This is a genomic window from Aeromonas sp. 601039 (assembly GCF_049174415.1).
In the GTDB taxonomy this organism is placed as follows: Bacteria; Pseudomonadota; Gammaproteobacteria; order Enterobacterales; family Aeromonadaceae; genus Aeromonas; species Aeromonas veronii_A.
Genome location: NZ_JAAKTL010000005.1, coordinates 199,339 through 219,591, shown reverse-complemented (window position 1 = coordinate 219,591; position 20,253 = coordinate 199,339). Strand labels below are relative to the sequence as shown.

General features: G+C 59.7%; 19 protein-coding genes. 12 read left to right on the top strand and 7 right to left on the bottom strand.

Annotated elements, in window-relative coordinates:
* Positions 1 to 41: 41 nt before the first annotated feature.
* Together G5195_RS06920 and G5195_RS06915 are read right to left on the bottom strand one after the other, a co-directional pair.
* Positions 42 to 548, bottom strand: coding sequence for a CS1 type fimbrial major subunit (locus G5195_RS06920; protein WP_421205242.1), 507 nt, complete (start codon positions 546 to 548; stop codon positions 42 to 44).
* 29 nt (positions 549 to 577) lie between these two features.
* On the bottom strand, positions 578 to 1,306 hold the full coding sequence (locus tag G5195_RS06915) for a hypothetical protein (RefSeq protein WP_421235974.1): 729 nt from the start codon (positions 1,304 to 1,306) through the stop codon (positions 578 to 580).
* Between the two features lie 221 nt (positions 1,307 to 1,527).
* Here G5195_RS06915 and G5195_RS06910 point away from each other — a divergent pair, with 221 nt between their 5' ends.
* From G5195_RS06910 to G5195_RS06900, 3 genes are all read left to right on the top strand, one after another.
* Positions 1,528 to 2,265: an EAL domain-containing protein gene (locus G5195_RS06910; RefSeq protein WP_421205238.1), complete on the top strand. Its 738-nt coding sequence runs from the start codon at positions 1,528 to 1,530 to the stop codon at positions 2,263 to 2,265.
* A gap of 256 nt (positions 2,266 to 2,521) precedes the next feature.
* The gene (gene yegQ / locus G5195_RS06905; protein WP_005334895.1) at positions 2,522 to 3,883 is read left to right on the top strand and encodes a tRNA 5-hydroxyuridine modification protein YegQ; all 1,362 of its coding nucleotides are present in this window, start codon (positions 2,522 to 2,524) and stop codon (positions 3,881 to 3,883) included.
* A gap of 1 nt (position 3,884) precedes the next feature.
* Entirely contained in the window at positions 3,885 to 4,133 is a 249-nt protein-coding gene (locus tag G5195_RS06900; RefSeq protein ID WP_005334896.1) for a YfhL family 4Fe-4S dicluster ferredoxin, read from the top strand.
* A 74-nt stretch (positions 4,134 to 4,207) separates the two neighbouring features.
* Here the strand turns inward: G5195_RS06900 and G5195_RS06895 are convergent, their stop codons facing one another.
* The gene (locus G5195_RS06895) at positions 4,208 to 4,600 is read right to left on the bottom strand and encodes a DUF1090 domain-containing protein (protein ID WP_421222984.1); all 393 of its coding nucleotides are present in this window, start codon (positions 4,598 to 4,600) and stop codon (positions 4,208 to 4,210) included.
* A 158-nt stretch (positions 4,601 to 4,758) separates the two neighbouring features.
* Here G5195_RS06895 and G5195_RS06890 point away from each other — a divergent pair, with 158 nt between their 5' ends.
* Positions 4,759 to 5,112 carry a DsrE/DsrF/TusD sulfur relay family protein gene (locus G5195_RS06890; protein ID WP_005334901.1) on the top strand — a complete coding sequence of 118 codons (354 nt, stop codon included), beginning with the start codon at positions 4,759 to 4,761 and terminating at the stop codon, positions 5,110 to 5,112.
* Between the two features lie 36 nt (positions 5,113 to 5,148).
* Here G5195_RS06890 and G5195_RS06885 read toward each other — a convergent pair whose 3' ends face one another.
* Complete coding sequence (locus G5195_RS06885) at positions 5,149 to 6,372, bottom strand: MFS transporter (protein ID WP_421222982.1); 1,224 nt, start codon at positions 6,370 to 6,372, stop codon at positions 5,149 to 5,151.
* Between the two features lie 137 nt (positions 6,373 to 6,509).
* Entirely contained in the window at positions 6,510 to 7,517 is a 1,008-nt protein-coding gene (sohB, locus tag G5195_RS06880; protein WP_139438835.1) for a protease SohB, read from the bottom strand.
* 222 nt (positions 7,518 to 7,739) lie between these two features.
* On the opposite strand from sohB, the gene G5195_RS06875 reads away from it, so the two are divergent.
* A complete protein-coding gene (locus G5195_RS06875; RefSeq protein WP_236563318.1) occupies positions 7,740 to 8,495 on the top strand; it encodes a YciK family oxidoreductase in 756 nt (251 codons plus the stop codon).
* A gap of 105 nt (positions 8,496 to 8,600) precedes the next feature.
* Positions 8,601 to 9,515 (top strand): LysR family transcriptional regulator, encoded by a 915-nt coding sequence (locus G5195_RS06870; protein WP_149152400.1) that lies wholly within the window; start codon positions 8,601 to 8,603, stop codon positions 9,513 to 9,515.
* A 15-nt stretch (positions 9,516 to 9,530) separates the two neighbouring features.
* On the opposite strand, the gene G5195_RS06865 is transcribed toward G5195_RS06870, so the two are convergent.
* Entirely contained in the window at positions 9,531 to 10,703 is a 1,173-nt protein-coding gene (locus tag G5195_RS06865) for an MFS transporter (protein ID WP_005334914.1), read from the bottom strand.
* Positions 10,704 to 10,885: 182 nt separating this feature from the next.
* Between G5195_RS06865 and G5195_RS06860 the strand changes: the two genes are divergently transcribed.
* Together G5195_RS06860 and G5195_RS06855 are read left to right on the top strand one after the other, a co-directional pair.
* Positions 10,886 to 12,031 (top strand): MalY/PatB family protein, encoded by a 1,146-nt coding sequence (locus G5195_RS06860; protein WP_216978249.1) that lies wholly within the window; start codon positions 10,886 to 10,888, stop codon positions 12,029 to 12,031.
* An 81-nt stretch (positions 12,032 to 12,112) separates the two neighbouring features.
* A complete protein-coding gene (locus G5195_RS06855) occupies positions 12,113 to 13,525 on the top strand; it encodes a TAXI family TRAP transporter solute-binding subunit (RefSeq protein ID WP_227342144.1) in 1,413 nt (470 codons plus the stop codon).
* A gap of 104 nt (positions 13,526 to 13,629) precedes the next feature.
* Here the strand turns inward: G5195_RS06855 and G5195_RS06850 are convergent, their stop codons facing one another.
* Entirely contained in the window at positions 13,630 to 14,544 is a 915-nt protein-coding gene (locus G5195_RS06850) for a LysR family transcriptional regulator (RefSeq protein ID WP_042658174.1), read from the bottom strand.
* 170 nt (positions 14,545 to 14,714) lie between these two features.
* On the opposite strand from G5195_RS06850, the gene G5195_RS06845 reads away from it, so the two are divergent.
* The 4 genes from G5195_RS06845 to ygjK all read left to right on the top strand — a co-directional run bounded on the left by G5195_RS06845 (position 14,715) and on the right by ygjK (position 20,191).
* Positions 14,715 to 15,971, top strand: coding sequence for an adenylosuccinate synthetase (locus G5195_RS06845; protein ID WP_005362191.1), 1,257 nt, complete (start codon positions 14,715 to 14,717; stop codon positions 15,969 to 15,971).
* Between the two features lie 196 nt (positions 15,972 to 16,167).
* Positions 16,168 to 16,704: a YbhB/YbcL family Raf kinase inhibitor-like protein gene (locus G5195_RS06840; protein WP_005353872.1), complete on the top strand. Its 537-nt coding sequence runs from the start codon at positions 16,168 to 16,170 to the stop codon at positions 16,702 to 16,704.
* 11 nt (positions 16,705 to 16,715) lie between these two features.
* On the top strand, positions 16,716 to 17,516 hold the full coding sequence (locus G5195_RS06835) for a helix-turn-helix transcriptional regulator (RefSeq protein WP_421235973.1): 801 nt from the start codon (positions 16,716 to 16,718) through the stop codon (positions 17,514 to 17,516).
* Positions 17,517 to 17,710: 194 nt separating this feature from the next.
* A complete protein-coding gene (gene ygjK, locus G5195_RS06830; protein ID WP_421222974.1) occupies positions 17,711 to 20,191 on the top strand; it encodes an alpha-glucosidase in 2,481 nt (826 codons plus the stop codon).
* The last annotated feature ends 62 nt before the right edge of the window (positions 20,192 to 20,253 follow it).

The window sequence follows — 20,253 nt, the reverse complement described above, 5'->3', positions numbered from 1 at the left end:
CAAAAAGGCTCCCTTGATGCAGGGAGCCTCCATCAATCGGTTTATACGCCGCCTTTGGGTGCTTCTCCTTTGGGAGCTTCCGACTCAAAAATCATGTTGACCACACCTTGGTAGTTACCTGGCTTATAACCCGCGACAGGAGCATCCGCCGGGATCACTTCCAACCCGAGCAACTTGCCGGTCTTGGCATCATCCGCCTTCATAACTTCCACGGATGTTGTCCCCAACGTGACCCCACCAATTTTTACGGTCAATGCGATGTTGTCATTACCGCTGGCCATCATGGCCGGATTGGTCAAATAACCGGTAATTGCTCCGATTGTGCTTTTTACATCCAACTGCTTGGTAAGCTTGTCCAACTTTTTGGTATATGGGTTGTAAGCCAGCTTCTGCGGTACGTTCATCCAGTTGTCACCGCCTGTCGGCTGTACATAGAAAGCCTCACTCGGGATCTGAGCCGTCACTGTAACCTGATGCTCAAGACGTTCAGCAGCAATCAAATTGGCTGACACCAGCATGGCCAAAGGGACTGCTATCCATACTTTCATTACTCTCTCCTTTTTGGGAATATGAAACATCAGTGACCAATCACGATGCTTCTGCTCTTATCACCCTCTATCAATGAAAACTGATAGAGGTGATTACTTTTTTTGACTAATTGTTTAGACATGTTTGGCAACAAATGAATCTTGCTTGGCGTTGAACAGTTTTTTCCCCGTGAATCACATTCTTCAAAAAAATCCAACACTATAGTGGTATTTCCTTTATTAATGACTGTTGTCGTGGAATCCTCTTTTATAAATTGGGTATCAAATAGACTTTCTTTAGGCATGACAAAGACAATTGTGCCAAAGCCAGTCAATATATTTACACCCGCTGAAACTGCCTGCTGACTCTCTGAATCTATATTGGCCCCCAAGTCAAATCCATCCTCCTGTTTTGGCAAAACAGGAATGAAGCGAATTCTGAAGTAACGTTCCTTGTCCCGCCCCCCCATATATAATAGTCGGGTAGCCTGCATGCCATTGGCCGGAATAATCATGCGAGAGGGGCTAGCAATCAGCGGCCGAGGCCCTTCGGTCAACTCAGCCAACTCTGATGGTTTTCCCATCTCATCGTAGATGATCTCGTGGATTGCCACCTTAATAAAGGCAGTGCTATCGCCCTGATTACGAACCCGTTTTAAATAGGTACTTTGCTGGCCATTCATATAGTCATACAAAGTTCCTATATTTATTTCAGCAGAAGCAAAAACATCTTTATTAAAGAACATCAAAATAATTAATGCAGAACATATTTTTTTCATGAGCCTTCCACTAATTTTTAATGCAGCATGATTCTTAACTCTTCGATTTCGAAAAGAAAAAGCATATAACTGTATCTAGTCTATTGAAGTTCACAAATTACGTTAATAAGAGAATTCCTATTTTGATTACAGGTGCACTCTTATTATCAGATGATTCCTACAGGTCATTCTGCTATCCCTGTTGTATTATGCGCCCCTATGTCTATCAACAGGTAAGCGCCATGTTTGCGTTCAAAGAAGAGTTTTCGGTCGGTGACGTGGCATCCCTGGCAACAGCGGATATTGCCATCCCCTTCTATCAGCCGATCGTTGACCGGAACAGCCAGATCATCGGCTTTGAAGCGCTGGCCAGACGCTGGGAACCCCGCCAGCAGCGCTATCAGGGGATCGACTTTCTCTCCCTCAGCGATGAGGAGTCCCTTCATCTGGACATCGTCATGCTCAGAGCGATTCTGCGCGACCTGCCGACGCTCGCGCAGAGCAGCACCAGTCTGCTCTCAATCAACCTCAACCCGACTCTGAACAGCCCCACCTACCAGAACCTGTTGTTGCTGGTACTGATCCAGGCGCGCAAGGTAGGGCTCGACATCTGGTTCGAGGTACTCGAGCACGCCCCGCTACAGCACAAGGAGCTGGCCCTGATTGAAGTGTTGCGCAGCCACGGCGCCCATATCGTCTGCGATGACTTTGGCACCCAGGAGTGCAACTTCCAACGGGTGCTGGCGCTGCCCTACGAGATCATCAAACTGGATCGCTCCCTGTTGCTGCAAGCGACCAAGAGTAGCCATGCACTGCGGATGCTCACCGGTCTGGTAGAGTACCTGCAGCGGCTCGGCACCAAGGTGGTGTGCGAGGGAGTTGAGACCCAGCAACACATCGAGGTAGCCAACCTGCTCGGCTGTGACTATCAGCAGGGTTATGCCCATGCCATGCCATCTCCCCTCTCCCGCTGGGCCTGAGCGGCTGTTTCATTTCGGCATCCTGTCGGCTCGCGCAGCCAACAATTTCCTGCCAAATTGCATGATGACGTGGGGGCGAGTACAATCTCGCACCCCGAATATCCGGCGCATCTTCTTTCGATAACCCCGGATATGCCGTCATCGGGTCGCGCTGCATTGAGCCTCCTCTCTGAGAGCTTCTTGCACCGCAACTCAACCACTACGATGCCATCAGGTGGCATCGTCCTGATTTGCAATCAGATATAAAGAGTCCGCCATGTTTAAACCAGAATTGCTCTCCCCCGCAGGTTCCCTCAAGAACATGCGTTACGCCTATGCCTATGGCGCCGATGCCGTCTATGCCGGTCAGCCCCGCTACAGCCTGCGGGTGCGTAACAACGAATTCGATCACGAAAACCTGCAGTTGGGCATCAACGAAGCCCATGCGCTGGGCAAGCAGTTTTATGTGGTGGCCAACATCCAGCCCCACAACTCCAAGCTCAAGACCTTTATCCGCGATATGCGCCCAGTGGTGGAGATGAAGCCCGATGCGCTGATCATGTCCGACCCCGGTCTTATCATGATGATGCGTGAAGCCTTCCCGGATATGCCCATTCACCTCTCGGTGCAGGCCAACGCGGTCAACTGGGCCACGGTGAAGTTCTGGCATCAAATGGGCCTGACCCGCGCCATCCTCTCCCGCGAGCTGTCGCTGGACGAGATTGAGGAGATCCGCATGCAGGTGCCGGAGATGGAGCTGGAAGTGTTCGTTCACGGCGCGCTGTGCATGGCCTACTCCGGCCGCTGCCTGCTCTCCGGCTACATCAACAAGCGTGACCCCAACCAGGGCACCTGCACCAACTCCTGCCGCTGGGAGTACAAGGTGCACGAAGGTAAAGAAGATGACGTGGGCCAGATCGTCCACCGTCAGGAGCCCATCGCAGTGCGTCCGGACAACACGCTAGGCCTTGGCAAGCCGACTGATGCCCTTGTGCTGCTGGAAGAGTCCAACCGCCCGGGCGAGTACATGAGCGCGTTCGAGGACGAGCACGGCACCTACATCATGAACTCCAAGGACTTGCGTGCCGTCGAGCACGTCGAGCGACTGACCAAGATGGGCGTTCACTCGCTGAAAATCGAAGGGCGCACCAAGTCGTTCTATTACTGCGCCCGTACCGCTCAGGTTTACCGCAAGGCAATCGATGATGCGGTGGCGGGACGTCCGTTCGACCGCAGTCTGATGGGCACTCTCGAAAATCTGGCCCACCGCGGCTATACCGAGGGTTTCCTGCGCCGTCACAACCACAGCGAATACCAGAACTACGACTACGGCTACTCCGTCTCCGACACCCAGCAGTTTGTCGGCGAGATCACCGGTCGCAAAGGTGACATGGTCGAGGTCGAGGTGAAGAACAAGTTCCTGGTGGGCAACAACCTGGAGCTGATGACCCCGCAGGGCAACGTCCGTTTCAATCTGGAGCAGATGGAGAACCGCAAGGGCGAGCTTATCGATACCGCGCCGGGCAACGGTCACGTGGTCTATGTGCCAGTCCCGAAAGATCTGGATGTGAACTACGGCATTTTGCTGCGCAATCTGGGCGACAGCCAGGATACCCGCAACCCGCACACGGCGGCCTGAAATGGCGCTGCTCATCACCGACAAGTGCATCAACTGTGACATGTGCGATCCCGAGTGCCCCAACCAGGCCATCAGCCTGGGTGAGGAGATCTACGAGATCGACCCCAGTCGCTGCACCGAGTGCGTCGGTCACTATGAGAAGCCGACCTGCATCAGTGTCTGCCCTATCGACTGCATCATCTGGGATCCCGCTCATGTGGAGACCGAAGATCAGCTGATGGAGAAGTTTGTTCGGATGCACCGGCAGTAACTGATGCACAGACCGTAAAACGAAAAAAGGCCGAGCAATCGGCCTTTTTTGATCCTGCGTTCAGCGGCTGGTCATCACTTGCCGACCAGCCGGATCAGTTTGTCCAGCTCCCGCTGGGCCTCCAGCATCCGGGTCTGGGACTCCTCCAGCCTGGCCTGTCGCTTGGCAATCTTCTCCGGTTTACCACTGACTCTCGCCTCCTGCAGTTCAAGCAGACGCTCATCCACCTCGCCACGCAGTTTGTTAACCCGCTCTTTCTGCTCCTTGAGCAGACCTTCATCAGTACAGTTGGCCTTGATATTGCGCGCTGCCTGTTCCAGTCCGGCAATCTGCCCGGCGTTATTGTGTGCTTTGGCAAACACCAGCTGGTCGTTGACGGCCTGCAGACGAGCCTTGCAACCGACCGCCTCATTGCCAAAGGCCTGACCCGCCAACAGCAGCAAGCCGGCTCCCAATACTTTCCACATCTCGATTCATCCGGTCTTGTTTGCGAGCTGACCATAAAAACCTCGATCGGCAGCAGGGTCAAGCAAGCGGGAAAAAGGTGCGACAGAAGTTGTGCAACATCACGCAATTGGCACCCTGTTGGTTCTACAATGGCGCTCTTTCCAATCGGGAGTCTGTTATGAATCAACAAATTGTGGTCATTGCCAACGGTGCCCCCTATGGCAGCGAATCCCTGTTCAACGCCCTGCGTCTCGCTATCGCCCTCAACGAACAGGGGGGGGCCAGCCTGAAGCTGTTCCTGATGTCAGATGCGGTGAGTGCAGCGCTGGCTGGTCAGGCACCGGCCGAGGGGTACAACCTGCGCCAGATGCTGGAGATCCTGCTGGCGCAAGGCGTCACCATTCGCCTGTGCAAGACCTGCACCGATGCCCGTGGCATTACCGCCCTGCCGCTGATCGAGGGGATTGAGGTCGGCACCCTGCCGATGCTGGCCCAATGGACCCTGGCTGCCGACAAGGTGCTGACCTTCTGAACCATAAGGGGCTGGCCAGCGGCGAAGTCAGCCCGGTTAGCCTATCACCGACTCCTGCCGAGCACTTCGCCGACCATGATGTCGGGCGCCAGCTTCATAAAGCGCAAAAATCGCCACACAAAGCAGCGCCATCAGCATATAGAGCAACTGCCCGCTCCACTGCTCGAGGATCCAGCCTCCCAGCAGGGCGCCAGCAGCCCCTCCCAACCCGGCCAGTGCGCTGGCACCAAAGTAGCTCCCCTTGAGGTGGGTGGGGGCCATCTGGTCGATCAGCACGTTGAGCAGGGGGAAGAGGATGGTCTCGCCGATGCTGAGCAACAGCACGGCGCCAAACCAGTGGCTGCGCACCATCGGGTCCCCCAGCGCAAAGAGCAGCTGGGCCGCCAGAAAGAGCGCCATGCCGATATGAAGCCGTACCCGCACCGGCCAGCGTGACAACAACCGCAGCAGCGGAAACTGCAGCAGCACCACGGTCAGGGCATTGGTCGCCACCAGCAGAGCAACCAGCTCGGCCACCTGCGGCATACCAGCCCGGGTCAGGTACTGCACCAGCGGCGAGTGAAACTGGGAGTAGACAAGCACCATCAGGAGATTGGCCATCACCAGCAGCAGGAAGGCGCGATCCGCCAGCAACACCTTGATGGCATCCCGCAGTCCGGGGCCAGCAGCACCCGGCTTGCCTGTGCTGCCAGCCCGGCGAAATCCCCAGCCAAAGGCCAGCGCCAGCAGCAAATAGCTCACCACCAGAAACAGAAAGGTCTCCTGCTGGGCGTTGATCCCGAGGGTCACCCCGAGCAGAGGCCCCAACGCGGCCCCCAGGTTGAGCAGAAAATAGCGCAGGTGCAGTGCCAGCTCCCGCGCCTTGGCCGAGGCCAGACTGTCGGCCATCAGCGCCTTGCCGGGGGCATCGATGAGCCCCGACGAGAGGCCGCTGCCCATCACCCCTATCCCGAGCCAGAACACCGCATGGGAGAAACCGAGCAGACCGAAACAGATCATCGCCACCAGACAACCGGCCAGCAGTATGCTGCGCCGCCCGAAGCGATCAGAGAGCCAGCCGCCGTAAAAACTGACCAGGGTGGAGAGGGCCATCGAGCCACCCAGCAACAGGCCGATGAAGGTGGCCGAAAGGTCATACTCCCGATAGAGCAGAATGGAGAGGAAGGGCCACACCATGTAGTAGCTGGTGCGCACCATGAAGGTGCCCAGAATGACGATCCAGACCAACGGGGTAAATTGCCTGAAGGTGCTCCATGACATCGCTATGCTCCATGCCCCGCAGCTCTTACCACAAGATCCTGTCATAAACGGGGAAAGCATTCAGTTGTAACAGAGGGCCTCAATGGAAACAACCCTCGCTCACCAACAAGGTGCAACCGGATGCAAAAAGGCCAGGCTTAGCGCCAGGGGCTTTGCTGCCACAGCCGCCCAAGTCCGGCTTCAAGCGCCTGCGCGCCCTGCTGCCCCAGCTTCTGGGTCAGACTTTTTGGCTTGCGATAGCTGATGCCGATCACCTTGTGGTGGCTGGCCTGCGCCAGCAGATAGTCATCACTGGTGCAGAGGGTATCCACCAACCCCAGCCCCTTGGCCTGACTTGCCAGCCAGTGCTCACCGGTCGTGACCTGATCGATATCGAGTTGCGGGCGGTGTTCGGCCACAAAGGCCTTGAAGCGCTCGTGGATCGCTGCCAGCTCCTCGCGAAACTTCTCGCGCCCCAGATCGTCGTTCTCGCCAAACATGGTGATGGTGCGCTTGTACTGACCGGCGGTGTGCATCTCGAATTCGATATCGTGCTTTTTCAACAACTTGTTGAAGTTCGGCAGCTGGGCGATCACCCCGATGGAGCCGACGATGGCAAAGGGGGCTGCCAGGATCTTGTCCGCCACGCAAGCCATCATGTAGCCGCCGCTCGCCGCCACCTTGTCAATCGCCACGGTGAGCTTGATGTCACGATCGCGCAGTCGCTGCAACTGGGAAGCGGCCAAGCCATAGCCATGCACCACGCCGCCACCGGATTCGAGTCGCAGCAGCACTTCGTCGCCGGGCTGGGCGACGCCAATCACCGCGCTCACCTCTTCGCGCAGGGAGGCCACCTCTTTGGCATCCATGCTGCCGTTAAAATCGAGCACGAACAGGCGACTGCGCTCATCACCGGCCTTGGCGCGCTTTTTCTGCTCCTCTTTTTGCTGCTTTTCCAGCACCTTGCGCTCGGCCTTGCTGGCAAGCGCGCTCTTGAGCGCAAACTGCCCCTGCTCCAGCTCGCTCGAGAGATCGGTCACCACCAGCTCACCCTTGCGCGCTTTCGGCTGGCGAGTGCTGACAATCATCAGGATGATGGCGCCGATGGCCAGTAGGAAGGTCACTGTCTTGGCCAGAAACAGGCCATATTCGGTCAGAAATGTCACGATGGACTCCAGAATGGATCGGTTTTCGTCACATTCTAGGGAGTTTGGTGGAGGCGCGCAAAAAATCGCAGCCAGTGACCGGAAAAACCAACCAGAGCATCACAACCTCTCTATTTTCTTCACATTTTTCTTGCCGCTGGCTGGTCAAACAGGCGCGCGGATCAGTACACTTGGCGCCGATTGCCATGCACTTATGGCCGGAATTTGTTAACAGGAGTTGTCATGCTCGATTATCAGGCACCCCGCGATCTGCTCAAGGATAAAGTCATTCTGGTCACAGGTGCCGGCGACGGGATCGGCCGCGAAGCCGCCCTCACCTACGCCGCTCACGGTGCCACCGTGATCCTGCTCGGCCGCACCAGCGCCAAACTCGAAGCCGTGTATGACCAGATTGAAGCCGCCGGTTATCCGCTGCCCGCCATCGTGCCGGTGGATCTGAAAGGGGCCACCGCCGCCCACTACCGCGGCATGGCCGAAACCTTCGCCCAGCAGTTTGGCCGCCTCGACGGCGTGCTGTTCAACGCAGGTCTGCTTGGCACCCTCTCTCCGTTTGAACACATTCAGGAGAAGGAGTGGGACGAGGTGATGCAGGTCAACGTCAAATCGGAATTCCTGCTGACCCAAGCGCTGCTGCCGCTCTTGCGCCAGACAGCCAAGGCGCAGGGCGATGCCTCCATCGTCTACACCTCCTCCAGCGTGGGGCGCAAGGGGCGCGCCTACTGGGGCACCTATGCCATCTCCAAATTTGCCATCGAGGGGATGATGGAAGTGCTGGCCGACGAGCTTGAGAACACCGGTGTGCGGGTCAATACCCTAAACCCGGGCGGTACCCGTACCAAGATGCGCGCCAGTGCCTTCCCGGCGGAAGATCCCATGAACCTCAAGACTCCGGCCGACCTGATGCCGCTCTACCTCTACCTGATGGGGTCGGACAGCCACGGAAAAACCGGCCAGACCTTTGTGGCTCAGCCCAAATAAATCAATAAAATACCCAGAGTGTTGTGCGGCAGGGGTTAAATTGAATAGGGGGCACAGGCTCCCTGTTCGAACCACTGACCATCCTATCTCCAATCAGGTTGAACTATGTTTCGTCCCAAGAGCACGTTTGAGCAATGGCGGATCTTTCAGGCGGTGGTCGACTGCGGCGGCTACGCCCAGGCGGCCGAGGCGCTGAACAAGAGCCAGTCCTCCCTCAATCATGCGGTTGCGAAGTTGCAGCAGAGTCTGGGGGTGCCCTTGCTGGAGGTGCGCGGCCGCAAGGCGGTGCTGACGCCGGCGGGCGAGATCTTCCTCAAGCGGGCCCGTCAGCTGAGCCAGCAGGTGGAGGAGCTGGAGAATCTGGCCAACAACCTGGAGCGGCAGTGGGAGCCGCAGATCAACCTCTATGTCTCGGCGCTGCAGCCAAGGGATCGCCTCTATCGGGCGCTGGCCAGCTTCTATCCCCGCAGCCGGGGTTGCCGGGTCAACCTGCACGAACGCATTCACTGCCACTTCAACGCCCTGCAACCGGGGGATCTGATGCTCTCCGAGCACCTGCCCGGCGATCGCACCGGCCTGTTGCTGGACGAGGTATGCCTGCTGCCTCTCTGCGCCGCCAGCCATCCGCTGGCGCAAGAGGAGGGGCCCATCCGCAGCGACGTGCTGACCAGCCACAACCAGATCAGCCTTCATCCCCCCATTCACCGCTCGGTGGACTGGAACGATGCGGATGACACCGGCTGGAAGGCGACCCACTACCACGAAGTGCTCGCCATGCTGCGCCTTGGCCTCGGCTATGCCTGGCTGCCGCGCCATCTGGTAGAGCGGGAGCTGGCGGAAGGTTCACTCATACAGCTGGATCTGGAGAGCGGCAACGAGCGCCACCTCTACACCTATCTGCTGACCCTCTCCCCCGAATCTCTCGGCCCAGCGACCGAGCTGCTGCTGCGCTGCCTGCGCAACGAATATCAGGGCGAATCAGCGCCGCTCCCGCACGCCCAGTCCCAGCACGACAAATAACAGCCAGATCCCCCGTCAGACGTTGGGCACCCGCCAGCTGGCGGCCAGTGCCACCAGTGCCAATCCCAACGCCACCATAAAGACCCCGTGGAAACTCCACACCTCCGCCACCACACCGGCGATAGCCCCCGCCATGATGGAGCCGGTGCGGATGCTGTTGGCAAACAGGGTGGTCGCCACCCCGGCCCGCCCCGGCATCAGATCCTGAAAGTAAGACATGCCGATCCCCGCCACGATACCGATGAAGATGGCGTTGAACAGCTGCAAGGCGATCAGGGCGTATTGGTCGGTGAGGGTCACCAGACCTGTGTAAAAGGCCGCGCCAGCCAGCACCGCCAGCAACATCATGGGGCGCTTGCCAAAGCGCGCGGTGTAATAACCCGCCAGCAGCATGAAGGGGATCTCCAGCGCCGCCGCCGTACCCATCAGGATGCCGGCAAGCTTCTCATCCATCCCGAGCTCGCGGGTAATGTAGAGCGGCATATTGATGAGATACATGCTGTTGCAGGTCCACATCAGGGTGGAGGCGATAAAGAGCGCCCGCACCGCCGGATCCCGCCAGCTGCTGACCCGCTCTGTCTCTTCGGCCATCTTGGGCAAAGGCAGAGAGGGCAGCCAGCGCCACACCACCAGGGCACAGAGCAGGTAGGCCAGTGCCGAGGCCAGATACATCAGCTCGAAACCGTAGCCGATGGCCAGCGCGAAGGCGATGGGTGGGCCTATGACCCAGGCCAGCGAAAACTGGGCCCGCATCACCGAGCTGAACATGTCCGCCCGCCGGTTGCGGCTGTCGGAGTACTCCCGCGCCAGCGCAAACAGCTGGGGGCTGGCCGTGGCCGCCAGCGCCGCCAGCATCACCCCCAGACTCGCCAACAGCCAGTAGTTGCGGTTCCAGGCAAACAACAAGGAGAGCGCCACCCCGGCAAAGCAGCAGCGCAGGATCAGTCGCTTGCGATCCCCCTTGTTGTCGGAGCGGTGGCCCAGCCACTGACTGACCAGAATGCCCACCACGGCGTTGATGGTATAGAAGAGCCCGACCAGAAAGGGGCGCACCTGCACCTCTTCGGCCAGAAACAGACTTAAGGTAGGCACCTGCAATGCCACCGCGACGCCGGTCATAAAAGTCACGGCAAGAAATGAAAGAGAGACGGGATCCGGGCGTTTGACCGCCGCTATCGACAAGCTCATAGGGTTACCACTGATTGGAAGGACGATACGGGCTAACGGGCGGCAGCCGTATGAAAATTCGGCGCCTATCTTATGTCACTATCAAGAGCGGGCTCAAGGATGGCATAAGCAGGTGTGCGCCTTGCGAGGGAGGCCGCGACCCCGTAGAGTGAAAGCCCATCCTGCCAGCACAAGGAGTTCGCATGTTTGATTTTGATCAGGAAGTAGACCGTAGTGGCACCATGAGCCTGAAATGGGACAAGTACAAGGGTCAGGATGTGCTGCCCATGTGGGTTGCCGATACCGACTTTGTCTCCCCCCCATCCGTGATCGAGGCGTTGACCAAACGGGTCGCCCACGGCATTTTCGGCTATTCACGCCCCTCGCCGCGACTGATCGAACTCATTATCGAACGGATGGCGACCCGCTATGGCTGGACTATCGAGCCCGAATGGCTGGTATTCCTGCCAGGCGTGGTGCCGGGGCTCAACCTCGCCTGCAAGGCCTGGAGCCAGCATGGTCGCGGCATCATCACCCCCAAGCCGGTCTATTACCCCTTCCTGCAGGCGCCGGGCTTCAATGATCGTCCCCTGCTCACCGTGCCGATGATTGAGGAAGCGGGTCGCTGGGTGCTGGATCTTGAAGAGCTGGAGCGTCAGGCCCCCGCCGCAGATCTGCTGCTGCTCTGCAACCCCCACAACCCGGGCGGCACCATCTTCACCCGTGACGAGCTGCTGGCCATCGATGCCATCGCCGCGCGCCACAATCTGGTGATCTGCTCCGATGAAATCCACTGCGATCTGCTGCTGGATAAAAACGCCCGCCACATTCCCTACGGCGCCATCAGTGCGCAAGCGGCCGAACGCTGCGCGGTGATGATGGCCCCGAGCAAGACCTTCAATATCGCCGGTCTCTGCTGCTCCTTCGCCATTATCCCCAACGCCCGTCTGCGCTTCAGGCTGCAACAGGCGATGCGCGGCATCAGCGCCGACGTCAACCTGCTGGGCTTTGTCGCCGCCGAAGCGGCCTATGAGGGTGGCGAACAGTGGCTGACCGAGCAACTCGACTATCTGGCGGCCAATCTGGCCCTGATCCAGCAGGCGGTTGCCCGCTGGCCCGGCGTCAAGCTGGCCAACCATCAGGCGACGTATCTGGCCTGGATCGATGTGAGCGCCCTTGGCCTTGCCGATCCCATCGCCTTCTTCGAGCAGGCCGGGGTTGGTCTCTCCCCCGGCGCCCAGTTTGGCGACGGTCAGTTCGTGCGGCTCAACTTCGGCTGCACCAGAGCACGGCTGACCGACGCGCTGGCGCGGATTGAGCGGGCAATCCTCAACCACAACAAGCCCTGATCAGCCAGCAACGGGATGGGCAAGCCCCATCCCTTTTTCCCTGTGTCATCAGCCAGCGGTCAACTCAGTCAACGGTCAATTATGTCTCTACGGATCTTGCATCACCTTCTGCTCCCACTCTGTGCACTCTCTGCGCTGCTCCCCTTTGGCAGCCAGGCGCTGACTATCGGAACGGGCCCGCTCAATGGGGTCTACTACCCGACCGGTGGCGCCATCTGCCGGGTGCTCAATGCCGGCCATGCCCTGCATGGGGACAGCTGCACCGTGCAGAGCACCCGTGGCTCGATGGCCAACCTCAAGGCACTCGACAAGGGGGACGTACAGCTGGCGCTGGTGCAGTCCGATGTGTTGCACCACGCTCTGCACGGCACCGGCCCCTTCAGTGGGCAGGGGGCCAACAATGAGCTGCGCAGCCTGTTTCGCCTCTATCAGGAGTCGTTGGCCCTGCTGGCCGCCCCCAATAGCGGCATCACCACCCTGGCAGATATCGAAGGGAAGCGGGTCTATCCGGGCAACAAGGGCGCCGGTGAGCAGATCACCAGCCAGGCCCTGATGGCAGCCATGGGATGGCAACCCGGGCAGTTTGCTGCCTATCAGCTCAAATCGGACAGCGAACCGCTGGAAGGGCTGTGCGATGGCTCGCTGGATGCCGCTTTTGTGGTAGCCGGTCACCCCAGTCTGGCGGTCGGCGACCTGATCAGCCGCTGCAAGGTGCGCCTCATCCCCATCGAAGGGGAGCAGATCGACACGCTGCTCAAGCAGCACCCCTACTACCAGCGCAGCCGCATCGCCGCCAACCTCTATCCGGGGCAGACTACAGCTATCAACAACATCGGGATGAGTGCCGAACTGGTGGCGCTGGCCAGCCTGCCGGACCCCATCGTCCGAACCGTGCGCGATACCCTGCTGGCCCGGGTCAAACAGTTCAGTCGGCTGCATCCTGCCCTGAGCAAGGTGACCCCCGAGCAGTTGCAGGCGCAAACCGAGCTACCCCTCCATGCGGGGATGTCGGATCAACCGCCAGCCCCCTTGCCACTGACCCCCGAGAAGTTAACCGCGGAACAGCTGATGCCGGAGCCGTTAGCACCAGCGCCATCGGCCTCGGAGGCGGCGCCCACGACAGGGCCGGTGAGTGCCGCCGACGGGGCGACTGCGCCCTCTGACGCGACCGCCACCAGCAGTGCCGCAGTGGCAACAGAAGCAACAGAGGTTAATCCCTTGCCCGAAGAGGCGCTCGAGGTCACCCCCGAACTCACTGCTACGCCGACCACCGAGGGGGAAAGAGTGGCTCCCTCTGCCGCAGCGTCAACGGTTCCATCACCATCGGCTGCCGTTTCGACTCAGTTGCCACAGAGCGCCTCTGCGGCAACTTCGCAGCAAGAGCAGGCAACCCAGCCGGCCAGCAGCGCGGTTGCTGACGAAACCCCACCGCAGGATAAAACCGATATACTTCCCTCCCCTGCCACCAGTGCAGCCACACCGCCGCAGCACTGAGTGGTCAGCACCCACAAACGCATCAGGGCAGCCTCGGCTGCCCTGATTATTGATATGCGTTCGATAGTGGCGCAGTCGATTGGCCTGTTCACCTTGCCGTACAGCTATGGCTCTATCACCCGGGTCAGATAGGGGTTGGGCTTCTGGATCTCCTCCTCCACCCAGTGCAGCAACTGCTTGATGGCCCGCGACAACACCTGATTCTGGCGCACTACGTAGCCCAGACTGGTACCGGGAAAGTCGCCGAGGCTGGTGACCGGCGCGGTGAGGTTGAGTCGCGGATGCAGGGAAAAGTCCGGCACGATGGCGACACCAAAGCCCGCCTCGGCCCAATCCAGCTGGGCGTCCACGCTGCCCACCTCCATGATGCGGCAGGGGGGCAAGGCCAGCAGCGGCAGGGACGGGTCGATCAGCGCCCGAGTACGGGTGTCGTGACCGAGCAGGATCAGGGTCGGCTCGTCGAGGGGATCGCTCTCCCCCGCCACCGCCCGCGCCTGCCAGCGGGCAAGGCCGTGGCCCAGCGCGCACCAGGTCACCTGTTGCAGCTCGGTATAGAAGAGCGGTTCGCTGCGCTTTTGCGCCATGACAAAACCCAGATCCGCCTTGCCCGCCTTGACCAGCTCGGCGGCCTGATCCGAAGTGGTGTTGAACAGAGTGAGGTCGATGCCGGGAAACTCCCGTTTGAAGCGCTGGAACGGCTGGATCAGCAGCAGGCGGGAGATGATGTCGCTGGCGGCGATGGCCAGCGTCCCCTGACTCAGCTGGTTGAGGGCATTGAGATCGGACTGGCAGAGCTGCAACTCGGCAATGGTGCGCTCGGCGCTTTGCAGCAGCCGCTCCCCCGCCTGCGTCAGGCGAAACGGGCTGCGCTCGATCAGCCGCACCCGGGTCGCCTGCTCCAGCCGCTTGATATGCAGGCTGACATTGGGCTGGGTCATGTGCAGCTCGGTGGCTGTCTGGCCAAAATGTTGCAATCGGGCCAGGGTGACAAAGGTTTGCAACCAGTGAATATCCAGCATAAGAGTCCCTCAACCCGCAATGTGCGGGGCTTGCCAGGCAAAATCGGACGGTTTGCCGCTAAATTGGCCATAATTATATGGTTCTCTTATCGGAATTATAAAGATAATTAATTTTTCTAATCCGCATCAGGCTCCTAGGATGGACGCCTAACGTCTTAGGAGAAAGAGTCATGTCGTCTATCGTAGTCGTAGGTGCTAACTGGGGTGATGAAGGCAAAGGCCGCATCGTGGATTATCTGGCAGGTCAAGCTGGCGCCAGCATTCGCTTCCAGGGCGGCAACAACGCTGGCCACACCGTGGTCAACGACCTTGGCACCTTCAAGCTGCACCAGGTTCCGAGTGGCGTATTCAACCCGGATTGCCTGGTTGTCCTCGGCCCGGGCATGGTGATCAGCCCCGAGAAACTGACCGTCGAGCTCGAGGAAGTCAAAGCCTCCGGCGTGACTCCGAAGCTGGCCATCTCTGACCGCGCAACTCTCTGCCTGCCGCTGCACGCACTGGAAGATACCCTGGAAGAGCAACGTCTGGGTGACGGCGCCTATGGCTCCACCCGTCAGGGCATCGCCCCTGCCTACGGCGATCGCGTGATGAAGAAAGCAATCCTGGTTGGCTGGCTGAAACAGCCGGACGTGCTGGTCGAGCGCATCCAGTTCATGCTGGACTGGAAACTGCCGCAGATGAAGGCTATCTACCCCTCCTTCGAATTCACCCAGACTGCCCAGGAGATGGCCGACTGGCTGCTGGAAGTCTCTGCACCCTGGATCGACGCAGTGTGCAACGTCAGCATGCCGCTCAAAGCGCTGCAGGCTGAAGGCAAGACCCTGCTGTTCGAAGCCCAGCTGGGCGCTGGCCGTGACCTGATCTACGGCGAATACCCCTGGGTGACCTCCTCCCACGTATCTGGCGCCTACGCCGGTATCGGTGGCGGTCTGCCGGGTCTGCGTCCGGAGCGCGTCATCGCTGTGGCCAAGGCATTCAGCTCCTCTGTCGGTACCGGCACCCTGCTGACCGCCATGGAGAACCAGGACGAGTTCCGCAAGATCACCAATGAGTTCGGCGCTACCACTGGCCGTCCCCGCGATGTCGGTTACTTCGACGCCGTCGCCACCAAGAACGGTGTCGAGCTGCAAGCCGCCACCGAAGTGGCTCTGACCAAGCTGGACTGCCTGACCGGTCTGCCGGATCTGAAGATCTGCGTGGCCTACGAAGGTGCCCACACCGAGAACCCGATTTGGCCGCAAACCGCTGCCCTGAAGCCGGTTTACGAGCAGATGGAAAGCTGGAGCGAAGACATCACCGGCTGCCGCACTTTCGAAGAGCTGCCCAAAGCGGCCCAGCAGTACGTGCTGCGTATCGAAGAGCTGCTCGGCGTACCGGTTCCGATGGTTTCCGTCGGCCCGGGCCGTGACGAGATGATCCTGCGCTAAGCCGCACCTCTTATCGTCAAACAAAAAACCGGCATCCCTGATGCCGGTTTTTTTATGGCTGCCGTTTACCTTCTTGCCATGAAACCACCAAAAGGCTCAATTAACTCACCAATCGACCTCACCTTGAGTCGTTCTGCAACAAAATCCTGTCCCACCCTCGCTAAAGTGAACCCGTTACCACACGAGGAGTCACCCGATGAAATTGCTCAAACAGAGTGCCCTGTTGCCACTGCTCTGCCTGACGGCCATGCCAGCCTTTGCCATGACCCTGAAGAGCACGGACATTCACGAAGGCCAGTTGATGGACAAACAGTTCAGCTTCAACGGCTTTGGCTGCAGCGGCGACAACCACTCGCCCCAGCTGAGTTGGCAAGATCTGCCGGCAGGCACCAAGAGTGTTGCCATCACCGCCTATGACCCCGATGCCCCCACCGGCAGCGGTTGGTGGCACTGGCTGGTGGTGAACCTGCCTGCCACCCAGAGCGAGCTGGCCAGCAATGCCTCCGGCAAGCTCAAGCAGGGGTTGGAGATCCGCACCGACTTTGGCAGCCAGGGTTACGGCGGCCCCTGCCCGCCCGCTGGTCACGGCATGCACCGCTATCAGTTCACCGCCTGGGCCCTGCCCCATGATCTCGAGGTAAAGGCTGATACCCCGCCCGCTATGGTAGGCTACATGCTCAATAGCATGGCGCTCGGCAAGGCCACCCTGACCGCCACCTTCGTCACTCCCTAGGAGCCAACCGGATGAGCACTCCCCTGCTGCAACAGAGCCACTATCTCGGGATCCGCCAGCAGCCCCTGCATCGGGTGCTCATCTATGCCCCAACCCTCATCTGGGTCACCCAGGGGAGCAAGCAACTATGGTGGCGCGAGCGGCGTCTGTCGTTTGACAGGGAGCGGTGGCTGCTGATCCCGGCAGGCCACCAGCTCACCTTCGTCAATCAGCCGGAGCAGGGCAAGTTTCGCTCCCACGCCATCACGCTGCTCACTCCGCCGCCACCAGAATGGCTGGCCGAGTCAGCCCCTTCCCACGCCGATCTGGAGGAACCCGCTGTCAAGGTCACCCCCGGGCTCGCCTTCTGCTTTGAGCTCATCAGCACCATGGCCGAACGGGGACTGAGCGAGGCGACCCAGGCCGAACTGCTGCGCGGCTTCTATGCCGAACTGCGGGCCGCCAACGCCCTCGGGTTACTCTTTCCCGCCAGCACCATGACCCTCGCAGAGCGGCTGGCACGCTACCTGGCGGTGGAACCCGGCATCGACCACACCCTGGAGGCGGTGGCCCCCCACTTCTCCATGAGCCGCGCCTCCATGGTGCGCAAGCTGACCGCCGAAGGTCGCAGCTTTCGCCAGTTGCTGGCTAAGGTGCGCATGAGCCACGCCCTCAACCTGTTGCAACAGGGCTTGACCCCGCTGGAGGTTGCCCTCGCCTGCGGTTATGACTCCCCCAGCCGCTTTGCCGCCCGCTTCAAACAGGAGTTTGGCCTGACGCCCCACCAATACCTGCACACCTGCCCTGCCAGATTGGCGAGCAACGAAAAGTAAAATATTACTTAAAGACCATTCTATGTAACCTGATGTAACCCGGTGATCCCGCTCACATTGCCGCCTCTTCAGAGTGTGATCTCGCGCCAACGCTCCCTTTCCCCTTGCCATACAATGGCTACCGAACACCTTTTCACTAAAAAAAGCGTAAAAAATCTTCCTTTTAACCTACATAAACGGAATTGGAGCGAGAAATGTTTCGTAAAACTTTACTCTCGGTAGCCCTCGGCACCGCCCTGTTCGGACTGACCGCCTGCAACGATAACCAGACAGAGAGCAGCACAGTCGCCAAACCGGAGCAGGCCATCCAGTACAAGGACGTGATCAACCGTCGGGGAACACCGACCCAATTCCGCGACTTTGACAGCTACTCCAACCTCAAATACAACCCGCTGCTCGATCTGGGGGCATGGCACGGTTTCCTGCTGCCTGCCAGCGACAAGGAGTGGGGGGGCTTTACCGGCCCCATGGTCATCTCCGAGGAGTACAGCCTCTTCTTTGCCAGCGAGCTGGACAAGCTCACCCTGAGCGATGCAAGCGGCCGCCCGTTCCCGCTCACCAGCGCCCGCAAGCAGGAGGTGTACGCCATTCCCGGTGCGCTGGTGCAACGCTTCGAGTTCGAGCCCTTTACGCTGGAGCTGGAGCTGCGTTATGGCGATGCCCGCACCGCCCTTATCCGCACCCGACTCATCAATCAGACCGATGCACCGCTCACCCTCAACCTCAACTGGCAGGGCGAGTTGCTCAATCAATGGGATGCCAAGGATACGATTGCCAGCAAATATCCAGGCTGGACTCGCACCATCAGCGAGAGCGACAAAGGAATCGAATTCCAGTTCGGCAAACTGCGCAGCACCTGGAACATCATGCAGAGCGGCAGCGCCCGCTATCGCATCGACCGCACCCTGCCAAGCCGCACCACCCTCGACCAGAAGACACTGGGCTATCAAAGTGACGCCAGCATTACTCTGGCCACCAAGGGGAGCGAGGATATCTACACCCTGCAGAGCTATCTCCACTCCGCAGATGACGCCAGCCGCCATCAACAGAGCCGTCAAGCCCTGCTTGCCGACCCGGCCAGCTATTTTGCCGACTCCATCCGCCGCTGGGAGGGCTACCTTGCCAACGGTCTCTCCAATCAGGGGATCCCCGAGTCGGAGCGTCGCATCGCCGTCAAGGCGATGGAGACCCTCAATGGCAACTGGCGCTCCCCAGCTGGCGCCATCCTCCACGACGGGGTAACCCCCTCCAATACCGCCCGCTGGTTCGACGGCGTCTGGGCTTGGGACAGCTGGAAGCACGCCTATGCCATGGCACACTTCAACCCGGAGGTGGCCAAGAACAACGTGCGCGCCATGTATGACTATCAGGTACAGCCGGATGATCCGGTGCGACCACAGGATGCGGGCATGGTGATCGACGCCGTCTTCTACAACAAGCAGGCTGATCGCGGTGGCGATGGCGGCAACTGGAACGAGCGCGACACCAAGCCGCCCCTCTCCGCCTGGGCCATCTGGGAAATCTACAGCGCCACCAAGGACAAGGCCTTTATCGCCGAGATGTATCCCAAGCTGCAGGCCTACCACGACTGGTGGTACCGCGCGCGGGACAACAACCGCAACGGCATCATCGAATATGGCGCCACCAAGCATGTGGAGCACAACGACGAGTACGGCAATATCACCTTCAAGGTGCAGTACTCCAACGGTATTCCCGCCGGGCTGGATCTCTCCAGCTGTACCAGTGAGGGGGATGGCTGGTATGCCTGCGCCGGTATGCCGCTCTATCAACAGGTGTTGAACGTGGGCGGGTACAGCGACATGGATATCGGTGCCCAGCACGGCGCCGGTTGGGAGTCCGGCATGGACAACGCCGCCCGCTTCGGCTTTATCGAACCGGGCCAGCTGCAACGCTATGCCGACAAGACCTATGACGGAGATTTGGCCAAGGCACGTCAGGACTGGAACGTCGCCTTCTTTGAAAACCATCAGGACAATGGCGATTTGATCGGCTTCTCCATCGATCAGGAGTCGGTGGAGCTCAACGCCTTCCTCGCCAAGGAGAAACGCATTCTGGCAGACATGGCCGACCTGCTTGGCAAGCCGGACGACGCGAGCCGCTACCGCGATGGCGCGGCCCAGCTGGCTGGTTACATCAACAGCTGCATGTTCGATGAGGCGTCAGGCTTCTATTACGATCGTCAGATTGCTCAGGGGGATGTGGCTGACGGCAACGGCTGCGTCGGCAAATTGCTGACCGCTCGCGGCCGTGGCCCGGAAGGGTGGAGCCCGCTCTGGGCAGAGGTCGCAGACAAGGAGAAAGCGGCGCGGGTGCGTGAGGTGATGCTCAACGCCCAGGAGTTCAACACAAAGATTCCGCTGGGCACAGCCGCACTCACCAACCCGGCCTACGACCCCAATATCTACTGGCGCGGCCGGGTATGGCTCGATCAGTTCTACTTCGGGGTGAAGGGGCTGGAGAACTACGGCTACCGCAGCGATGCCGAGGCTCTGGTCAACAAGCTATTCAACAACGCAGAGGGCTTGGCGGGCAGCGGCCCCATCCGCGAAAACTACAATCCGGAGACCGGCGCCATGCAGGGGGCAAGCAACTTCAGCTGGAGCTCGGCCCACCTCTATATGCTCTATCGCAACTTCCTCAAGCCACAGGAATAAGCCTCGAGAGAGGATGCCCCCCTTCGGCTTGATGCATCAGGTGGCCTTGTAGAGTGTTGCCA